A 16731-nucleotide genomic window follows, 5' to 3' on the forward strand; every position below is an offset into this window, starting at 1 on the left:
AACATTATTTAGCAAAGATGTTACCAACGTCCGGAAGCACCGCCACCACCAAAATCACCGCCACCGAAACCGCCAAATCCGCCACCAGAGCCTCCGCCGAAGCCACCGCCGCCACCTCGGCCGCCACCGCCGCCAAGACCATTCAGCAATGTCCACCAAAAGATATCAGAAGCGCCGCGTCCATTCATCACACGGCCACCACCGCCACCACCTCGTCCACCGCGATTGGAGAAAAGAACAACCAAGACTATCACAATAATAACAACAAACATCACCGAACCTGATCCCTTTCCTTTCGGTTGTTTTGGATCAGCTTTGTACTCACCTTTTGTGTAGGAAATTAAGGAACTGGTCGCATCGTCCACTCCTTTGTAGTAATCGCCCTGACGAAAAGCCGGCTTGATATCATTTTCAATAATACGATATGCAATGGCATCCGGGACAGCGCCCTCTATGCCGTAACCTGTTTGAATAGTCACCGCCCGATCTCCCAGAGCGACCAACAACAGAATACCGTTATTATACTTTTTATTCCCAATACCCCATTTTTTCGCTAAACGAACCGCATAATCAGAAATATCATAGCCACCGGTAGAATTCATCATAACCACTGCAATCTGCGTAGATGCAGAATCCTCAAATGCCAATAGCTTCTGCTCCAATAATTGCTTCTGACTTGCGGTCAATGTGTTTGTATAATCATTGACAAGCCTATTTGATGTTTCTGGGAAATCTTGACCCAATACTGTGGCTACCGACAGCAAACAAAGCAACATAGCCATAGCAGGGATCCGAACCCGAGAAAATAATCTCGATACAAATTTCATCCTATAATTCTCTTTTATTCATTTTTATTTGCCTTGAGCAGTTTTCATGCAAATGGCGTTCGGTGAATCCCGAAATCGGGTTTATCACGATCTTTATCAGTTTATTTGTGAGACAGGGAATAGCTTCTCGGGACTGTTTCTGGTCACTTAACAACTAACGGTCTCCAAAAACAATATCATTTGGAAGCTCATTGATGTCATCGTGTTCACGCGGGAAGAATTTTGCCAATTGTTTACCCGCATGTTCGATCCCTTTGACCAAGCCCTCAACAATGCGATCCACCCGAAACTCCGCCACCATTAGATCTTTGGTACTGTTCCAAAAATCACCTTCTACACGTTGGTGAATTCCCTTATCGCCAATAATGGAAAATTTATGGTCTTCCAGCGCGATATAGATAAGAACACCATTTTTCAATGTAGTCTTGTGCATGCCCAATTTGGAAAAATAATAGGTTGCACGATCATGTACCTCGTCGGGGCAATGATTTTCGACCACTACACGAATCTCACCAGAAGTCTCATTTTCAGCCACATTAATAGCGTGAACGATCTTCTCTTGTTCTTCAGAATTTAATGCCATAGTTTGTATACGTTTGCACTCCAAAACTAGATTACCATACCGGTTATTCTAAATTCAAAGGGTCTAAACTAATTAAAACACGATAAAAAAATGGATGATGTGCTTCTACGAAAGCCGCATCATCCATCATCCTGTTTATTCCTAACAATTTGCTGTTAGAATGATACCGTTGGCGCTTTATCCGAACCTGGGGCAGCAGTAAATGTACCTTTTGCCTTAAATCCGAACATCCCCGCCATTAAATTATTCGGGAAGCTGCGTACGGTGGTATTATATTGCTGTACCGCTTCATTGTAAGATCTACGTTCTGTTGAAATACGATTTTCAGTACCTTCCAGCTGTGCTTGTAATTCCAAAAAGTTCTGATTTGCTTTCAAATCAGGATAAGCTTCAACAGACGCCAAAAGACGACTCAACGAACCGCTGAATTCATCTTGAACTTTTTGAAACTTGGCAATATTCTCCTCAGACAAATCATCGGCATTAATCGTCACGGAAGTAGCTTTAGCTCTTGCTTCTACAACAGCTGTCAATGTACTTTCTTCGTGTTTTGCCGCTCCTTTTACTGTATTAACCAAATTTGGAACTAGATCCGCACGACGTTGATACGCATTTTCAACTTGTGCCCATTTTCCTTTAACATTCTCATCTTGTGAGACCATCGTATTGTAGCCACAGGAGTTTAATGATACTAATGCAAATAAACCACATAGGGCGACCAAAAATCTTTTAATTTTCATTGTTCAAAGAATTAAATACTATTCAAATTATACGGTTACACTATCAAAGCATATACCAAGCTCTTACTAAGATAAGAATATTTTTATTTCCAAATCTCCAAATAGCCAATATTCATTAACTTTGTCCCGGTTTTGGGATAAAAACCCAGCCCTTATACTATGCAAAAAGAAATTGAAATTGCGATACTTCCAGAAAGAATCGAGGACGATCAGTATATTCTACAGCAAGGGATCAAAGCCCTGAAAGTCCAACCTCAACAAGTCAAAGGTTATAAAATCCGCAAACGTTCCATTGATGCCCGAAGCAAGCAGGTTGTTTATCGAGCTCGGGTTATTTACTACATTGACGAGCTTCCTGTTCCAGAAATCTACGAAAATAATTTTAAGTCCGTTAAAGACGGAAAACCCGTTATTATTATTGGCGCGGGCCCTGCCGGCCTGTTTGCAGCAATACGCTGTATTGAACGTGGTCTCAAACCAATTGTAATCGAACGCGGTAAAAAGGTCCAAGACCGTAGACGCGATCTAGCTAAGTTGAACCGGGAAGGCATCGTAAACCCTGAGTCAAACTACTGCTTTGGCGAAGGTGGAGCTGGAACGTACTCAGACGGAAAATTATATACACGTTCCAATAAGCGAGGTGACGTAGACAAAGTACTCACACTTTTCGTTTCCCATGGGGCAACGACGGATATTCTGGTCAATGCGCGCCCACATATCGGTACAAATAAATTGCCGCATATTATTGAAGCCATGCGCGAGAGCGTCCTTGAATTTGGGGGCGAATTTCATTTTGACCAACGTGTCGATGACATTTTAGAATCCTTCGGTCAAGTACGCGGTGTCAAATTAGCCAATGGTGAAGAAATTAAGGCAGATCATGTCATTGTAGCAACAGGGCACTCTGCGCGGGATATTTTCGAGCTTTTTCATCGCAACAATTGGCTGATCGAAGCCAAAGCATTTGCTTTGGGCGTGCGTATCGAGCACCCGCAGGCAATCATTGATCAGGCGCAATACCACTGCCAGGTAAGAAGCGAGCATTTGCCGCCAGCCTATTATAGCCTGGTTGAACAGGTGAATGACCGTGGTGTATTTTCATTCTGCATGTGCCCAGGCGGCGTCATTGCTCCCTGTGCAACAGATTTAGATGAAATCGTTGTCAACGGATGGTCACCATCCAAACGAAATAATCCGCACGCCAATTCAGGCACCGTTATTCAGATCAACCTTGAGGACGTTGCCAATGCACATAAGGATCCATTTGCATTACTGAATTTTCAGAAAGAGATCGAACGAAAGGCTTTTGCCGTAGGTGGCGGTAAGCTCGTTGCTCCGGCGCAACGCATGGTCGACTTTGTCGAAGGACGTGTATCTATGGATCTGCCAGAAAACTCGTACAAGCCCGGAACAGCATCTGCAGATCTCACCGAAGTGCTACCTGTTTTTGTTCACGAAGCATTACGCGGTGCGTTGCCCATCTTTGGCAAAAAGATGAAAGGGTATTATACCAATGAAGCCATTTTAGTCGGTGTAGAGTCACGTACATCTTCACCGATTCGGATTCCTAGAAATAAAGAAGATTTACAACACCCTCAGGTCAAAGGACTTTACCCTTGTGGTGAAGGGGCAGGTTATGCCGGCGGTATCATTTCGGCGGCTATAGACGGTATTAATTGTGTTGATGCGATCAATTTAAGTTAATATTTTTTGCTTTTCCTCTTGCAGAATACGAATAAATGCCTTACTTTTGTAGCATCAACGCGAAAGTAGCTCAGTTGGTAGAGCACAACCTTGCCAAGGTTGGGGTCGCGAGTTCGAATCTCGTCTTTCGCTCAAAAAAGCTTCCAAAATTTGGAAGCTTTTTTCGTTTAATAGTGCTCTGTTATTCCCTACATTTCAGCCCTTCATCACCTTTATCTTTGTTTGATTTTAACTAAAATTGCCGAAAAAATTATTAGCACAATTTAAAGCAAGTACCAAGAACGGATTAGTTTTAACGTTGGTTCCATTCGAAGCTTCCTCGGTTCTTCTTCGGAGCTTGTTCGGTACTTGTTCGGTGCTTCTTCGGTTGTGAGCGAACAAATAGCGTTGTAGCTCCGATTAAGATCCGTTGTTATACCGTGAAAATGACGAAGTTGATATCCAAAATTACTAGGGTCTACCCTACAGCAAACAATGATAACTTTAAGCGCTTCTCCCAATACGATTAAACGCTCTTCCGTCCAAGCAAGAGCAACAAGACGCAACTTGGCGCTTGATACGAAGGCTATGATGTATTGGTCTATGAAAAAAAATGGCGTTTACCTATTCAGTAAACGCCATATTTAAAAGCTATATGATCCTAAATGGATTTAATTTGTTCTTAGGCTTTCTTCTACAAGCTCTTCAACATATTTGCGAACAACCTCATTTGAGAAACGTGTCGTTACGTCAAATGCAAATGCGTGCACCAACAGGATACGGGCAGACTCTTCGCCAATTCCTCTTGCTCTCAGATAAAACAGCGCTTCATTATCAAACTGACCGATGGTACACCCGTGTGAACATTTTACGTCATCGGCAAAGATTTCCAACTGTGGTTTGGTATAAACCGCCGAATTGTCTGACATCAACATATTATTATTCTGTTGAAAAGCATTCGTTTTCTGCGCATCCTCGCGCACAAAGATTTTTCCATTGAAAACCGCAACGGACTTGTCCTGTGTAATATTTTTATACCATTCATAGGACTCACAATGTGGTTTCAGGTGGTCTACGATGGTATGATTATCGACCAATTGATCGGCAGCCGTTAAGTTGATTCCATATAAATGGCTCTCCACATGCTCGGCATCCAAACGGACGTTGATATTGTTACGGATAAACGAAGCGCCTGGAAAATTACAGTTGTAATTATTGTAAAGACTGTATTTTTCTTGATATACCTCTGTATGATTAAAGTAACGGCTTACAGATTCCGCGAGCTGCAAATAATAATGTTGTACTTTAGCATTCTCTTTGACGATAATCTCAGAGACCTTATTGTGCACATTATTTGCGGTACCTTCTGCAGTGATAAAGCTTTCGATCAATTCAAGTTCTGCATTTGGCTCGACAACGATCAAATTACGTGTTTGTGCAAAGAAATCCTCTTTCCCTGTAGCGACGTGAATAATCTGTATTGGTTTATCAAGTACAACTCCCTTTTTCAAATGGATAAAAACACCATTGGTAAAAGCAGCCGTATTCAAAGCGACCATAATATTGTCTGACTTATCCGCATATTTAGCAAAATGGGACTCAAATGCAGGCTCTGAAGTGGCTTCATCCATTGGAATAACCGACAGTCCCTTTACATTTTCTAATTCACTTACTGCTAATACATACTGACCATTCACCAAAATAATGCGGTAGGCATCCAACTGCGGAATCTCACCTGCACTAAAGTCTAAGCCTTCGATATCCACATCGACATCAAGCGCATAAGGCTTATTGATAATACTGTGGATGTTTGTATATTTCCATTCTTCATTCTTAACGGTGGGAAAGCCTGCTGCTTCGAAACGCTCGAATGCAAGTTGGCGGGCTTCCACGAAAAACGAAGGTTCGTCTGAAACGCCTTGCTCTTTGAAAGCTCCCAACACTTGTTGAAGTAATGATTCTGAAACTAATGTACTCATGTTATTTTTTAATCAAATCGCCAAAATTCTCCTCTAATCCTATTTACTCAGGTAAAAGATTAGGCGTTTTGTGTATCATATTCTTTTAACCAATCGTATCCTTTTTCTTCGAGCTCCAAAGCTAATTCTTTAGGTCCCGATTTCACGATACGGCCATTGTACAATACGTGAACAAAATCTGGAACGATATAATCCAACAAACGTTGGTAGTGTGTAATAACAATAAAAGCATTGTCTTTAGAGCGCAATTGATTCACACCATTTGCAACGATACGAAGTGCATCGATATCCAAACCAGAATCTGTCTCATCCAAAATAGATAATTTCGGGTTCAACATCGCCAATTGAAAAATTTCGTTACGCTTTTTCTCACCACCGGAGAATCCTTCATTTAAAGAGCGGTTAGCCAAATTAGCTGAAAACTCAACCAATTTTTGCTTGTCTTTTACCATTTGTAAAAATTCCTTCGCTTCCATTGGCGGAAGACCTTTGTACTCACGAATATCATTTACAGCCGTTTTCAAGAAATTGATATTCGATACGCCCGGAATCTCAACAGGATATTGAAAAGCCAAAAACAGCCCTTCACGCGCACGGTCTTCAGGGGAAAGATCCAATAAATCCACACCGTCCAATAGTGCGGAACCTTCACTTACCTCATAGGATTCACGTCCTGCTAATACATTCCCTAATGTACTTTTACCAGCACCATTTGGTCCCATAATCGCATGAACTTCGCCAGCTTTTACTTCTAGGTTTAACCCTTTTAATATTTGTTTGTCTTCTACAGACGCATGTAAATTTTTAATGCTTAACATTTTATTCGTATTGAGTATGGTATAATGTAGCGACTTAAACTACATTCCCAATGATTTTTTATCTATCCTACTGAACCTTCTAATGAAATTGCCAATAATTTTTGAGCCTCTACAGCAAACTCCATCGGCAATTGATTTAATACTTCTTTTGCATACCCGTTGACAATTAAACCAACAGCTTTCTCAGAATCGATACCCCGTTGATTCAAATAGAATACCTGGTCCTCACCGATTTTGGAAGTAGTCGCCTCATGCTCTAATTTGGCCGTCTTATTTCTATTTTCGATGTAAGGGAATGTATGTGCCCCACATTTATCACCGATCAATAAGGAGTCACATTGTGTAAAGTTACGTGAGTTGTCGGCATTTGGACCGATTTTCACTAAACCTCTATAACTGTTGTGGCTCTTACCAGCAGAGATACCTTTAGAAATAATTTTAGATTTTGTGTTTTTACCCAAATGAACCATCTTCGTTCCTGTATCAGCGACCTGATGATTACGCGTCATGGCTACAGAGTAAAACTCACCAATAGAGTTATCACCCTTTAAAATCACACCCGGGTATTTCCATGTAATTGCAGAACCGGTTTCTACCTGTGTCCAGGAGATTTTACTGTTATCGCCCTTACAGATTCCACGCTTGGTTACAAAGTTATAAATACCACCTTTTCCTTCTTTATCACCAGGGTACCAGTTTTGAACGGTAGAATATTTAATATCAGCATCACGTTCGGCAATCAATTCAACCACTGCCGCATGCAGCTGGTTTTCATCACGCATAGGTGCAGTACATCCCTCCAAATAAGAAACATAAGCCCCCTCATCCGCAATGATCAACGTGCGTTCGAATTGCCCAGTATTCTGTGCATTGATACGGAAATAGGTAGACAATTCCATTGGACATCTAACGCCTTTTGGAACGTAAACAAAGGATCCATCCGAAAACACTGCAGAATTTAATGCTGCATAAATGTTATCTGTCTGCGGAACCACTGTACCCAAATATTTTTTCACCAGGTCAGGATGCTCTTGCACGGCCTCACCAAATGAACAGAAAATAACTCCTTGCTCTTTTAATTTCTCACGAAACGTTGTTTTTACAGATACCGAATCGAAGACAGCATCTACAGCCACAACTCCCGCCAATATTTTTTGCTCATCCAAAGGAATACCCAACTTTTCGAAAGTGGAAATCAACTCAGGGTCAACCTCATCCATCGAATTAAGCTGCGGTTTTGCTTTCGGGGCTGCATAGTAGGAAATCTCTTGAAAATCAATCTCGGGAGCTTTGAAATTCTGCCAAGTAGGCATTCTTAACGTCAAGAAATGACGGAAAGCTTTTAATCTCCATTCCAATAGCCATTCAGGTTCATTCTTTTTTGCCGAAATAAAACGAACCGTATCCTCAGTAAGGCCTTTGGCTGCAATTTCCATTTCGATATCTGTCGTGAACCCGTATTTATATTCTTCGAGCTCTAGCTCTTTTAACAAATCGTCGTCTTTAGTACTCATATTGCGCTCTCACGGTTTAACTAATTTGGGAGGGCTTCACCTCCGCACCTATCGAACTGCAAAGTTACAATTTCAAAGCCAATAAAACAGCATTTAATAGCACCTTACGAAGGCATTTTTAATAAAAAAATGACATTTATCACTCCATTTCATTAAAATGAGCACATTTCAATCGATTATGACAGTCAAATGATTTTGCATCGATTAAAATTATAATTATAAAAACACGATATAACTAAAATCTATTTATCACCAATAATTTTGTATATTTTTAAATTTCCAAATATAATTTTGTATATTTACAAATACTATTGATTATTAAGACTTAAGACATGCCCTTTGCACCGGATAAAACAGATTTAAAAATTCTTAAACTATTACAAGAGAATGGTCGTATAACTAATTTGCAACTCGCATCTAGCATCGGACTGTCCCCCGCGCCAACCTTAGAGCGTGTGCGAAAACTGGAAAACTCCGGCTTCATCAAAAGTTACCATGCCTTTGTGGACGAGGAGAAACTGGGGCTTGGGATCAAGTCGTTCATACAGATCTCACTCGATTTCCATACCCACAACGCTATTCCTGAATTTGTAGCTGCAGTCAAAATGATACCTGAAGTAACCGAATGCCATCACGTTACAGGCAATTGTGATTTCATCCTCAAGGTTTACGTAAAAGATATCAAAGCTTATGAAGGCGTCATCATGGAAAAAATATCCAAAATACCTTTTGTAAAGACATTCCAAACCATGATGATTATGTCGACCAGCAAAAAAGAACCCATTATTCCTTTAGAATATTAAGCGAGGGAATTAAGCCCAATCAAAAATATCATTACCGGAATCTCGCTCTTGGACGCATTTGCGCCATGCGCGAATCACCGGCAATGATGTTTATCTACTTTAGCTATTGGACAGCAAACGCTTCGCAAAATTTAACCCAAGCCACAACTTAAATCAGGCGCCAATCAATTGGGGTTTTACCATGTGCCGTCAAATACTGGTTTGCGCGTGAAAAATGCTTACTACCAAAAAAACCACGATAGACAGACAACGGTGAGGGATGAACCGCCGTTAGAATAAGATGCTTCTTCGCATCAATGAGCACACTTTTCTTTTGGGCATAACTTCCCCACAACAAAAACACCACATGTTCACAACGCTCCGAAATGGCATGAATAATACTGTCTGTAAAAATCTCCCAGCCTTTCTTTTGATGAGAACCAGCCAAATGCGCCTGAACTGTCAAGGTCGCATTTAACAATAATACCCCCTGCTTGGCCCAAGAAGTCAAATCGCCAGCATGCGGCTCAACAAAACCAGGGATATCATCTTGCAATTCCTTAAAAATATTTTTTAAAGATGGGGGCAAGGCAATCCCTGCCGGAACTGAAAAAGACAGCCCATGTGCCTGCCCGTCATTGTGGTAAGGATCCTGCCCTAAAATAACCACTTTCACCTGATCCAATGGCGTCAGCTTAAAAGCATTCATCACCAGATCTGCCGGTGGAAACACTTTCGTTTTCTGACGCTCTGCTTGCACAAAAGTAGATAACTGTTTCATGTAGGGCTGAGCGAACAAAGGCCTTAACACAGGAGCCCAAGAATCATCGTATTGCTTTTCCATAATTCAAACATAGACAAAGTTGCATATAAAGGCAAATTTATCCGGCTGCCCACCTATTCGGCGTTGTACCAAAGCAAGATTATCAGAACACATCGATTAACATAAAAGCTACCATTTTCTAGAAAAACACATTTTTACAAAATAACAACCTGAACGAGTTGCTTAAACGGTGAAATTAACGGATATTTGCAGAATTAAATTGAATACAAATATTTTAAACAAAGATTTATGTCAAATCTCGTTAGAATCATTATTTGCAGTGCATTGCTTATCGGAACAGTTGCCTTATTCTGGACCGGAAATTGGGGATGGGGAATTTTAGGGATCTTGGTCACGATCTTGGGTTTTGTTACTGTATTTTTCCATGAATATATGCTGATTGCGCAATGGCATATGCGTAAACAAAATATGGCCGCAGCTGAAAAATGGCTAGGTAAAATCACCAACTACGAAAAGCAATTGATCCCACAACAGCATGGTTACTACAACATGCTGATCGGACTGATCGAATCACAACGTGCACCTATGCAATCTGAAAAATATTTTAAGAAAGCATTGGCATTGGGTCTACATATGGACCATAACATCGCCTTAGCAAAATTGAGCCTAGCCGGTGTAGCCATGGCGAAGCGCAATAAACGTGAAGCCGAAAAACTTCTTCAAGAAGCTAAAAAAGCAGATAAAAATAAGTTGTTAGCTGATCAGATCAAAATGATGAAAGACCAGATGGGCATGATGGACAAACAGCAGATCAGATACAATCGATAATATTGAATAATCAAAAAAAGCTTCGAAGTTATAACTTCGAAGCTTTTTTTGTCAAGAGACAAAATCAATTATTTCTTTAATGAAATAGGAACCTCCAAAAACTCCCCCTCTTCTGTACTGCTCTCAAAGACCAGTTTAACCATAACCGGTTTATCCGTTTTCTTCCAATCCTTTACAACGACCTGTATATCCACAGGCTTATCTTCTTCTAGCAAATAGTGCAGATAATTCTGCTTATCTTCAAATTTAACCAATACATTTCCCATCCGAATCGTGGAAAAGAAATGGGGCTGTTTCTTCTGATCCAACACTTGCGTGGAAAAGGTGTTCATTTTATATTCCCGAGGATTCTTACTATACGATATAGCAAACAAATTGATCACCAATTCATGCTTAGGCTCATCTACGTGAAATTCCTTTACATCGAATTGAATATCATCAACAACCAACAATGAATCTGCCGACTGCGCCTTTACAAACCCACCGACAAGGAAGAGCATCAAGACAACAACATATCTAAAAAAAACGTTCATATCATATTATATTTAAAAAAGCCACGGTCTTCGTGGCTTTAACTATTATTGGATTATTCTTTCAAAATTATGCCCTCAATCGATCGGCAGAACGGATCAACTTTTCATCTTTACGTACTCCGCCCATGGCCAACGCACAGAAAATAATCGAGATAGGCAACAAAAAGAATCCTACGCCGATATTCCCAGCACCCAAAAATTGGTTCACCGTAGCGAGATGAGTACTTGCAGAAGAATATAGCCATACTGCAAATAAGATAATTGCGACAACCTCTACCCAAATAAGCAAAAGTTGGACTTTACGCTTTTTAAATTTAAATATCGTGAACAGGGGAAGCCCTCCTAATAATACGGTGGCCACAGTCTGGAGAATATAACCAAATCCCCCCTCGTGTACCGGCTGACCCGCAGCGACACTATACACACCGGTCACCTTCACATTCTTTCCTAAACCAACTAAATCGCTATAATTAACATAGGGAAATAGAAACAAGCCGAATATGACTAATCCTGCTATCAGCAAATAAACAGTTTGGATACGTTGAATCATAGTTTAATTTTTGTATACCAACAAACTTAGATAAATTGATTTTTATATGCAATATAATTGCGATCGAAAAAACAATCAACCTTACAGCTCATTAAACAGCAAAACAATCAAACCCTATATTTTGTTGCATTTTTTTACACGATACCAAAGGGCTTCATTTTAGAAAGTTTTATCTTTGCGAAAAAAAATACCATGTTATATATATACGGTGCAACTGCTCACGCTAAAACTGCGGTAGATGTAGCAGAAGATTTAGCGATTGAAATTGGTGGTCTTATTGACAAATCATTGCTCATTGAAGATGTATTCGATTATGAGGTTCAACTTCACCATCAAGTAAAAGGCACGGAGGAAGATTTCTTTATTGCAGTCAAGAACCCAGGCCTTCGCCAACGGATTGTATCGGAAAATGCAGACTGGAATTACCAGACCCTCATCCATCCCAAAGCCTACGTATCAAAACGAGCGGAGATTGGTGAAGGCACCATTATCCTCCCCGGCGCTTCCATCGCCCCCGATGTACAGATAGGCAACCATTGCGTTATCGCCGGTTCTGCTGTTATCGAAAGCAATACCATTATTGAAGATTTTGTCAACATCGGACCAAATGTCTCAATCGGAGCAAACGTGCTCGTAGGGCGAGGTTCAGAGATTAAAGCAAATACACGGATCGAAGATGAAGAAACGATCCCCAAAGAGAGTATAATCGCTTAATTAAATCCCCGCGGAATGAAATTGCAAGTCGTATAGTTTTTTATAATACCCATCAAAAGATAGCAATTCCTGATGCGTTCCAATTTCCTTGATTTCGCCTTTATCCAACACAATAATCTTGTCCGCCTTCTGAATGGTGGACAAGCGGTGGGCAATAACAATCGATGTTCTTCCTTTCATGAGGTTATCGATTGCATGCTGGATCATTTCTTCCGTTTCGGTATCTACTGAAGATGTCGCCTCGTCTAAAATTAGAATCCGGGGATCGTGTACCAAGGCTCGGATAAAAGAAATCAATTGGGCCTGCCCCGCGGATAAGGTTGCACCCCGCTCTTTCACATCATAATCATAGCCCCCAGGTAGTCGCATAATAAAATCATGCGCCCCCACTTCTTTTGCGGCTTCAATGACCTGCTCTCTAGATATCGCAGGATCACCTAATGTGATGTTATTGATGACGCTATCCGAGAAGAGGAATACATCCTGCAATACCGTCGCAATGGTATTTCTCAGATAATCGAGATCATAATCGCGGATATTACGGCCGTCCAACAGAATTTCACCTTTATTGATTTCATAAAAACGGCTTAGAATATTGATGGTAGAAGATTTTCCAGCACCAGTAGCCCCAACTAAAGCCAGCGTCTCACCCGGATTAACGTTAAAGTTAACATCCTTTAGGACCCAGTTTTCCTCATTATAGGCGAACCAAACATCGCGAAACGCAATCTCACCTTTGATGTGTGCAGGTTTCAATGTACCCAAATTTGGGGTCTTTTCATCGGTATCCAACACTTCAAAGATCCGTTCAGCGCTAACCATGCCCATTTGAAGCGTATTGAATTTGTCAATAAGCTCCCGAATGGGCCTAAAGATCATATTGATATACATGATAAAGGCCACCACTACACCCGGAGAGATCACATCACCCATAATTTGTTTGGAACCGAACCAGACCAACAATCCCAAAGCAATGGCCATGATAATTTCCAAAACAGGGAAAAAGATGGAGAAATACCAATTGGTCCGAATATGGGCATTACGATGTTGCGCATTAATTTCCTTAAATTTATCCATTTCCTGCTTTTCACGCGCAAAATATTGGATAATACCGACGCCCGTAATGTGTTCCTGCAAAAAGGTATTTAAGTTAGAAACCCATTTCCGCACATCGATAAAGGCAGACTTCATCGCCTCTTTAAATACGTAAGTCGCTGCCACCATCAAAGGCATCGGAATTAAAACAATCAATGTCAGCTTCCAATCGGAGGAAAACATCACAACCAGAATAACGACCAACTGCAATAAATCGCCGATAATCTGAATCAAACCTTCAGAAAAAATATTGGAAAGAGTCTCCAAATCAGAGATGGTACGTGTAATCAATTTTCCCAGTGCTGTGCGATCAAAATACTTTAGCCTGAGTTGAACAATGTGGTTAAATACCTGAATCCGAATATCACGGATAACCGACTGCCCCAATGTATTTGTCATTAAAGTATGGTAATAACGGATCAAAGTCTGCAGGATGACCAATGCCAACATTGCAATCAGCATGAGGGACAATCCATTGGTATCGAAGTTTAGGATATAGTTATCCAGCGTATGCTGGATCAGCATAGGCAAAGCGGGGGCTACTGCAGCCAGCAATATCGTTAGGACGACCGATATCCAAAATGCCATATGATATGGACGCATATAGCGACTCATGCGTTTCACCAAATTGATATCGTAGGTTTTACCAGTTATTTTATCTTGACTCACGTTAAATTCTATATATAAGGATATGCTACTTCTGTTAAATACAACCCATGTGCCGGCACGGAAACACCTGCCTTCCCCCGGTTTTTGCTTTGGATAACCTCTTGCATAAATGAAACAGGTTTGCCTTTTATGCCTATTTCCAACGATGTACCCACAATAGCACGCACCATATTGCGCAAAAAGCGATCAGCGGTAATATGAAAGACCAAATGTTGTTCGGTATGCCATACCCACTCGGCTCTACGAATATCGCAAATATTTGTAAACACCTGCGTATGAGACTTACTAAAGCATTCGAAATCTTGTTTACCCAATAAAAATTGTGCAGCTTCATTCATCTTTTCAACATCCGGACGATCGCGCATAAAACATGAATAGGGATAGATAAAAGGATCTTTATGAAAATGAAGATGGTATTCATAGGATCTTTGTGTCGCATCGAAGCGAGCATGTGCTTCGGGTTCCACTTCGATCAGGCGCTTCACGGCCACATCAAAGGGCAATAGTGCATTGAGCGAATGAATAAAACGATCAGCTTTTTGTAGAATACCCATAGGGGCTGCATCGAAATGTGCATACAATTGCTTGGCATGAACACCTGTATCTGTACGGCCAGCTCCAGTTGTTTCAATGGGTTCCCGCAACAGGGTTTCAAGCGCCTTATTCAGCACTTCCTGCACGGAAATTGCATTATTCTGAATTTGCCAACCATGATAAGCCTGTCCAAAATAGGCTATTTCTAAAAAAAAACGTCTTTTATCCATTATATGCAACAAAGGTACGTTTTTCCAAATGAGCATCATTTCTCCGTAGAACGAATTTGCTCATTTTCCTTATTATTTAATCCTTACATGACAAAACTGTTTGTTTTGCACTTCCTTTCGCTCGATGCTACTGGGCGAGTCATTCGGGATTCAGTGGAACGAAGGTTTCCGCAACATCCTATCAACTTCGTCCCGCAACCACGGTAAGTCCACAGTGAGTCCACGTTGAGTCCACCTTTTTAAGTACATTCAATGCGGGAGCACCATGGTCGCCATATGTTCGCACCCCGAACTTATCCCCTCGTTGTGCATAGCATAAAGCTAAAAAGGCTACAGTAGTTCGACCAGATTTTCAAAGGCCATACCCCTTGACGCTTTCAATAAGACCGTGCTGTCCACAATAGGATTTCCGCTGATTGCCTGTTTTGCTTCGGCAGTAGTTTCATAAAATGCTCCACCTTCATAACGATGTGCGAAAAATTCTTTTCCTACAAAAATTTTGCGATCTGCAGGAATAGCTCTTACGTTCTCGACAATTTTTTTATGTTCTTCAAATGATTCTGTCCCCAATTCAAACATATCACCCAATACAATAGCCTTCTTATCCGCTTCAATAATCCGAATATTATCCAATGCAGCAGCCATGCTTGTTGCATTTGCATTATAATAATCGCAGATTAGCGTATTGTGGGCAGTTTTCATAACCTGCGAACGATTGTTCGTAGGGGTATATCCTTCAATACCCCGATTGATTGACGCAGAAGAAACGCCAAAATGCAAACCTACTGCAATAGCTGCAAGAAAGTTTTCGGTATTATAAGATCCTGTTAAATGGGTATCGACAACATAAGATTCGGCCGTGCCTTTCTTGTGCCATTCAATTTGCAAAAGGGGATTTGCCCTAAGAAGCTTTCCAATCACATCATTACCTTCCGAAAAACCATAAGTGACAATGTTGGCTATCTTGCGGGCGGAAGCCATCTCTTTAAGATGTGGGTTATCTGCCTGCAAAAATAATACCCCTTGATGGTCCTGCAGCCAATCGTACAGCTCGCCCTTGGTTTTCTTTACTCCTTCAAAAGATCCAAAACCTTCTAGATGTGCTTTGCCAACGTTAGAAATCAAACCATGTGTCGGTTCGGCAATCCCACACAAAAAAGCAATTTCTTCCAAATGATTTGCCCCCATTTCGATGATGGCTAGCTCAACAGAATCATCTATCGCCAATAATGTCAATGGAACACCAATATGATTATTCAAATTTCCTTTTGTTGCATAGGCCTTGTATTTCTGCGAAACAACAGCGTACAACAATTCCTTTGTCGTGGTTTTTCCATTGGTTCCCGTCACTCCAATAACTGGAATATCCAATTGCTGTCTGTGGTAATTCGCTAGTTGCTGTAATGTTTTTAAAACATCATCAACAAGAATATACGCTTCTCCTTTTCGGTAGGTCTCGTCATCAATAACAACATATTTAGCACCCATTTCAAGCGCTTTCTCGGCGAAAGTATTCCCATTGAAATTGGCCCCTTTTAAGGCGAAAAATAGACTATCTTTTTCAATTTTACGTGTATCTGTTGTAATATTCGGATACTGTTTATAAATCTGATAAAGTGATTGGATATCCATGTTGAGCAATTTGTTGAACAAACTTAGAGAAATTGCTTTTTATATGCAATACAATTACGCTTTAGCAGATCATATTATTCGGGACTTATTCAAAATTTCAAGCAATCTGCGATAGCGAAAACGTGCTTAGAAAACGTAGAAAATGCGGTATAACCCGATTGCCTTAAACGCTACCGATAACGTTTGCGCATTTATTTTATTGAATTTCCTTTAAGTATGACCTGAATATTGGTAAT

General features: G+C 40.8%; 16 protein-coding genes and 1 tRNA gene. 5 read left to right on the top strand and 12 right to left on the bottom strand.

Features of this window, described 5'->3' with window-relative positions; all coding sequences use genetic code 11:
- Positions 1–20: 20 nt before the first annotated feature.
- The 3 genes from B3P16_RS14120 to B3P16_RS14130 form a co-directional block, all read right to left on the bottom strand.
- Entirely contained in the window at positions 21–782 is a 762-nt protein-coding gene (locus B3P16_RS14120; RefSeq protein ID WP_046673124.1) for a TPM domain-containing protein, read from the bottom strand.
- A 199-nt stretch (positions 783–981) separates the two neighbouring features.
- Positions 982–1410: a TPM domain-containing protein gene (locus tag B3P16_RS14125; RefSeq protein ID WP_070561453.1), complete on the bottom strand. Its 429-nt coding sequence runs from the start codon at positions 1408–1410 to the stop codon at positions 982–984.
- Positions 1411–1565: 155 nt separating this feature from the next.
- The gene (locus B3P16_RS14130; RefSeq protein WP_046673163.1) at positions 1566–2144 is read right to left on the bottom strand and encodes a LemA family protein; all 579 of its coding nucleotides are present in this window, start codon (positions 2142–2144) and stop codon (positions 1566–1568) included.
- Between the two features lie 165 nt (positions 2145–2309).
- Here B3P16_RS14130 and B3P16_RS14135 point away from each other — a divergent pair, with 165 nt between their 5' ends.
- Positions 2310–3854, top strand: a complete 1545-nt coding sequence (locus B3P16_RS14135) for an NAD(P)/FAD-dependent oxidoreductase (RefSeq protein WP_286843344.1) — start codon at positions 2310–2312, stop codon at positions 3852–3854.
- Positions 3855–3913: 59 nt separating this feature from the next.
- A tRNA-Gly gene (locus tag B3P16_RS14140) sits at positions 3914–3986 on the top strand.
- Positions 3987–4504: 518 nt separating this feature from the next.
- On the opposite strand, the gene sufD is transcribed toward B3P16_RS14140, so the two are convergent.
- From sufD to sufB, 3 genes are all read right to left on the bottom strand, one after another.
- Positions 4505–5812: a Fe-S cluster assembly protein SufD gene (sufD, locus tag B3P16_RS14145; protein ID WP_201639994.1), complete on the bottom strand. Its 1308-nt coding sequence runs from the start codon at positions 5810–5812 to the stop codon at positions 4505–4507.
- Between the two features lie 59 nt (positions 5813–5871).
- Positions 5872–6630 carry a Fe-S cluster assembly ATPase SufC gene (sufC, locus tag B3P16_RS14150; protein WP_046673119.1) on the bottom strand — a complete coding sequence of 253 codons (759 nt, stop codon included), beginning with the start codon at positions 6628–6630 and terminating at the stop codon, positions 5872–5874.
- 62 nt (positions 6631–6692) lie between these two features.
- Entirely contained in the window at positions 6693–8144 is a 1452-nt protein-coding gene (sufB, locus tag B3P16_RS14155) for a Fe-S cluster assembly protein SufB (protein ID WP_046673118.1), read from the bottom strand.
- Positions 8145–8476: 332 nt separating this feature from the next.
- Here sufB and B3P16_RS14160 point away from each other — a divergent pair, with 332 nt between their 5' ends.
- Complete coding sequence (locus B3P16_RS14160) at positions 8477–8947, top strand: Lrp/AsnC family transcriptional regulator (RefSeq protein ID WP_046673117.1); 471 nt, start codon at positions 8477–8479, stop codon at positions 8945–8947.
- A 148-nt stretch (positions 8948–9095) separates the two neighbouring features.
- Here the strand turns inward: B3P16_RS14160 and ung are convergent, their stop codons facing one another.
- Positions 9096–9770 carry a uracil-DNA glycosylase gene (ung, locus tag B3P16_RS14165; protein WP_286752799.1) on the bottom strand — a complete coding sequence of 225 codons (675 nt, stop codon included), beginning with the start codon at positions 9768–9770 and terminating at the stop codon, positions 9096–9098.
- Positions 9771–9998: 228 nt separating this feature from the next.
- Between ung and B3P16_RS14170 the strand changes: the two genes are divergently transcribed.
- The gene (locus B3P16_RS14170; RefSeq protein WP_070561463.1) at positions 9999–10538 is read left to right on the top strand and encodes a hypothetical protein; all 540 of its coding nucleotides are present in this window, start codon (positions 9999–10001) and stop codon (positions 10536–10538) included.
- Between the two features lie 68 nt (positions 10539–10606).
- On the opposite strand, the gene B3P16_RS14175 is transcribed toward B3P16_RS14170, so the two are convergent.
- Both B3P16_RS14175 and B3P16_RS14180 read right to left on the bottom strand, forming a co-directional pair.
- Complete coding sequence (locus B3P16_RS14175) at positions 10607–11071, bottom strand: hypothetical protein (protein ID WP_286752800.1); 465 nt, start codon at positions 11069–11071, stop codon at positions 10607–10609.
- Positions 11072–11138: 67 nt separating this feature from the next.
- Positions 11139–11621 carry a DUF4293 domain-containing protein gene (locus B3P16_RS14180; protein ID WP_112375080.1) on the bottom strand — a complete coding sequence of 161 codons (483 nt, stop codon included), beginning with the start codon at positions 11619–11621 and terminating at the stop codon, positions 11139–11141.
- Positions 11622–11813: 192 nt separating this feature from the next.
- Here B3P16_RS14180 and B3P16_RS14185 point away from each other — a divergent pair, with 192 nt between their 5' ends.
- Positions 11814–12335 (top strand): hypothetical protein, encoded by a 522-nt coding sequence (locus B3P16_RS14185; protein ID WP_070561469.1) that lies wholly within the window; start codon positions 11814–11816, stop codon positions 12333–12335.
- On the opposite strand, the gene B3P16_RS14190 is transcribed toward B3P16_RS14185, so the two are convergent.
- From B3P16_RS14190 to B3P16_RS14200, 3 genes are all read right to left on the bottom strand, one after another.
- Positions 12336–14099, bottom strand: a complete 1764-nt coding sequence (locus B3P16_RS14190; protein WP_286843346.1) for an ABC transporter ATP-binding protein — start codon at positions 14097–14099, stop codon at positions 12336–12338. It abuts the gene before it with no gap.
- 8 nt (positions 14100–14107) lie between these two features.
- The gene (gene truA, locus B3P16_RS14195) at positions 14108–14863 is read right to left on the bottom strand and encodes a tRNA pseudouridine(38-40) synthase TruA (protein WP_286843348.1); all 756 of its coding nucleotides are present in this window, start codon (positions 14861–14863) and stop codon (positions 14108–14110) included.
- A 330-nt stretch (positions 14864–15193) separates the two neighbouring features.
- On the bottom strand, positions 15194–16495 hold the full coding sequence (locus B3P16_RS14200) for a UDP-N-acetylmuramoyl-tripeptide--D-alanyl-D-alanine ligase (RefSeq protein ID WP_286843350.1): 1302 nt from the start codon (positions 16493–16495) through the stop codon (positions 15194–15196).
- Positions 16496–16731: the final 236 nt, after the last annotated feature.

The sequence above is a fragment of the Sphingobacterium sp. UBA7631 genome, from assembly GCF_002483935.1.
In the GTDB taxonomy this organism is placed as follows: domain Bacteria; phylum Bacteroidota; class Bacteroidia; order Sphingobacteriales; family Sphingobacteriaceae; genus Sphingobacterium; species Sphingobacterium multivorum.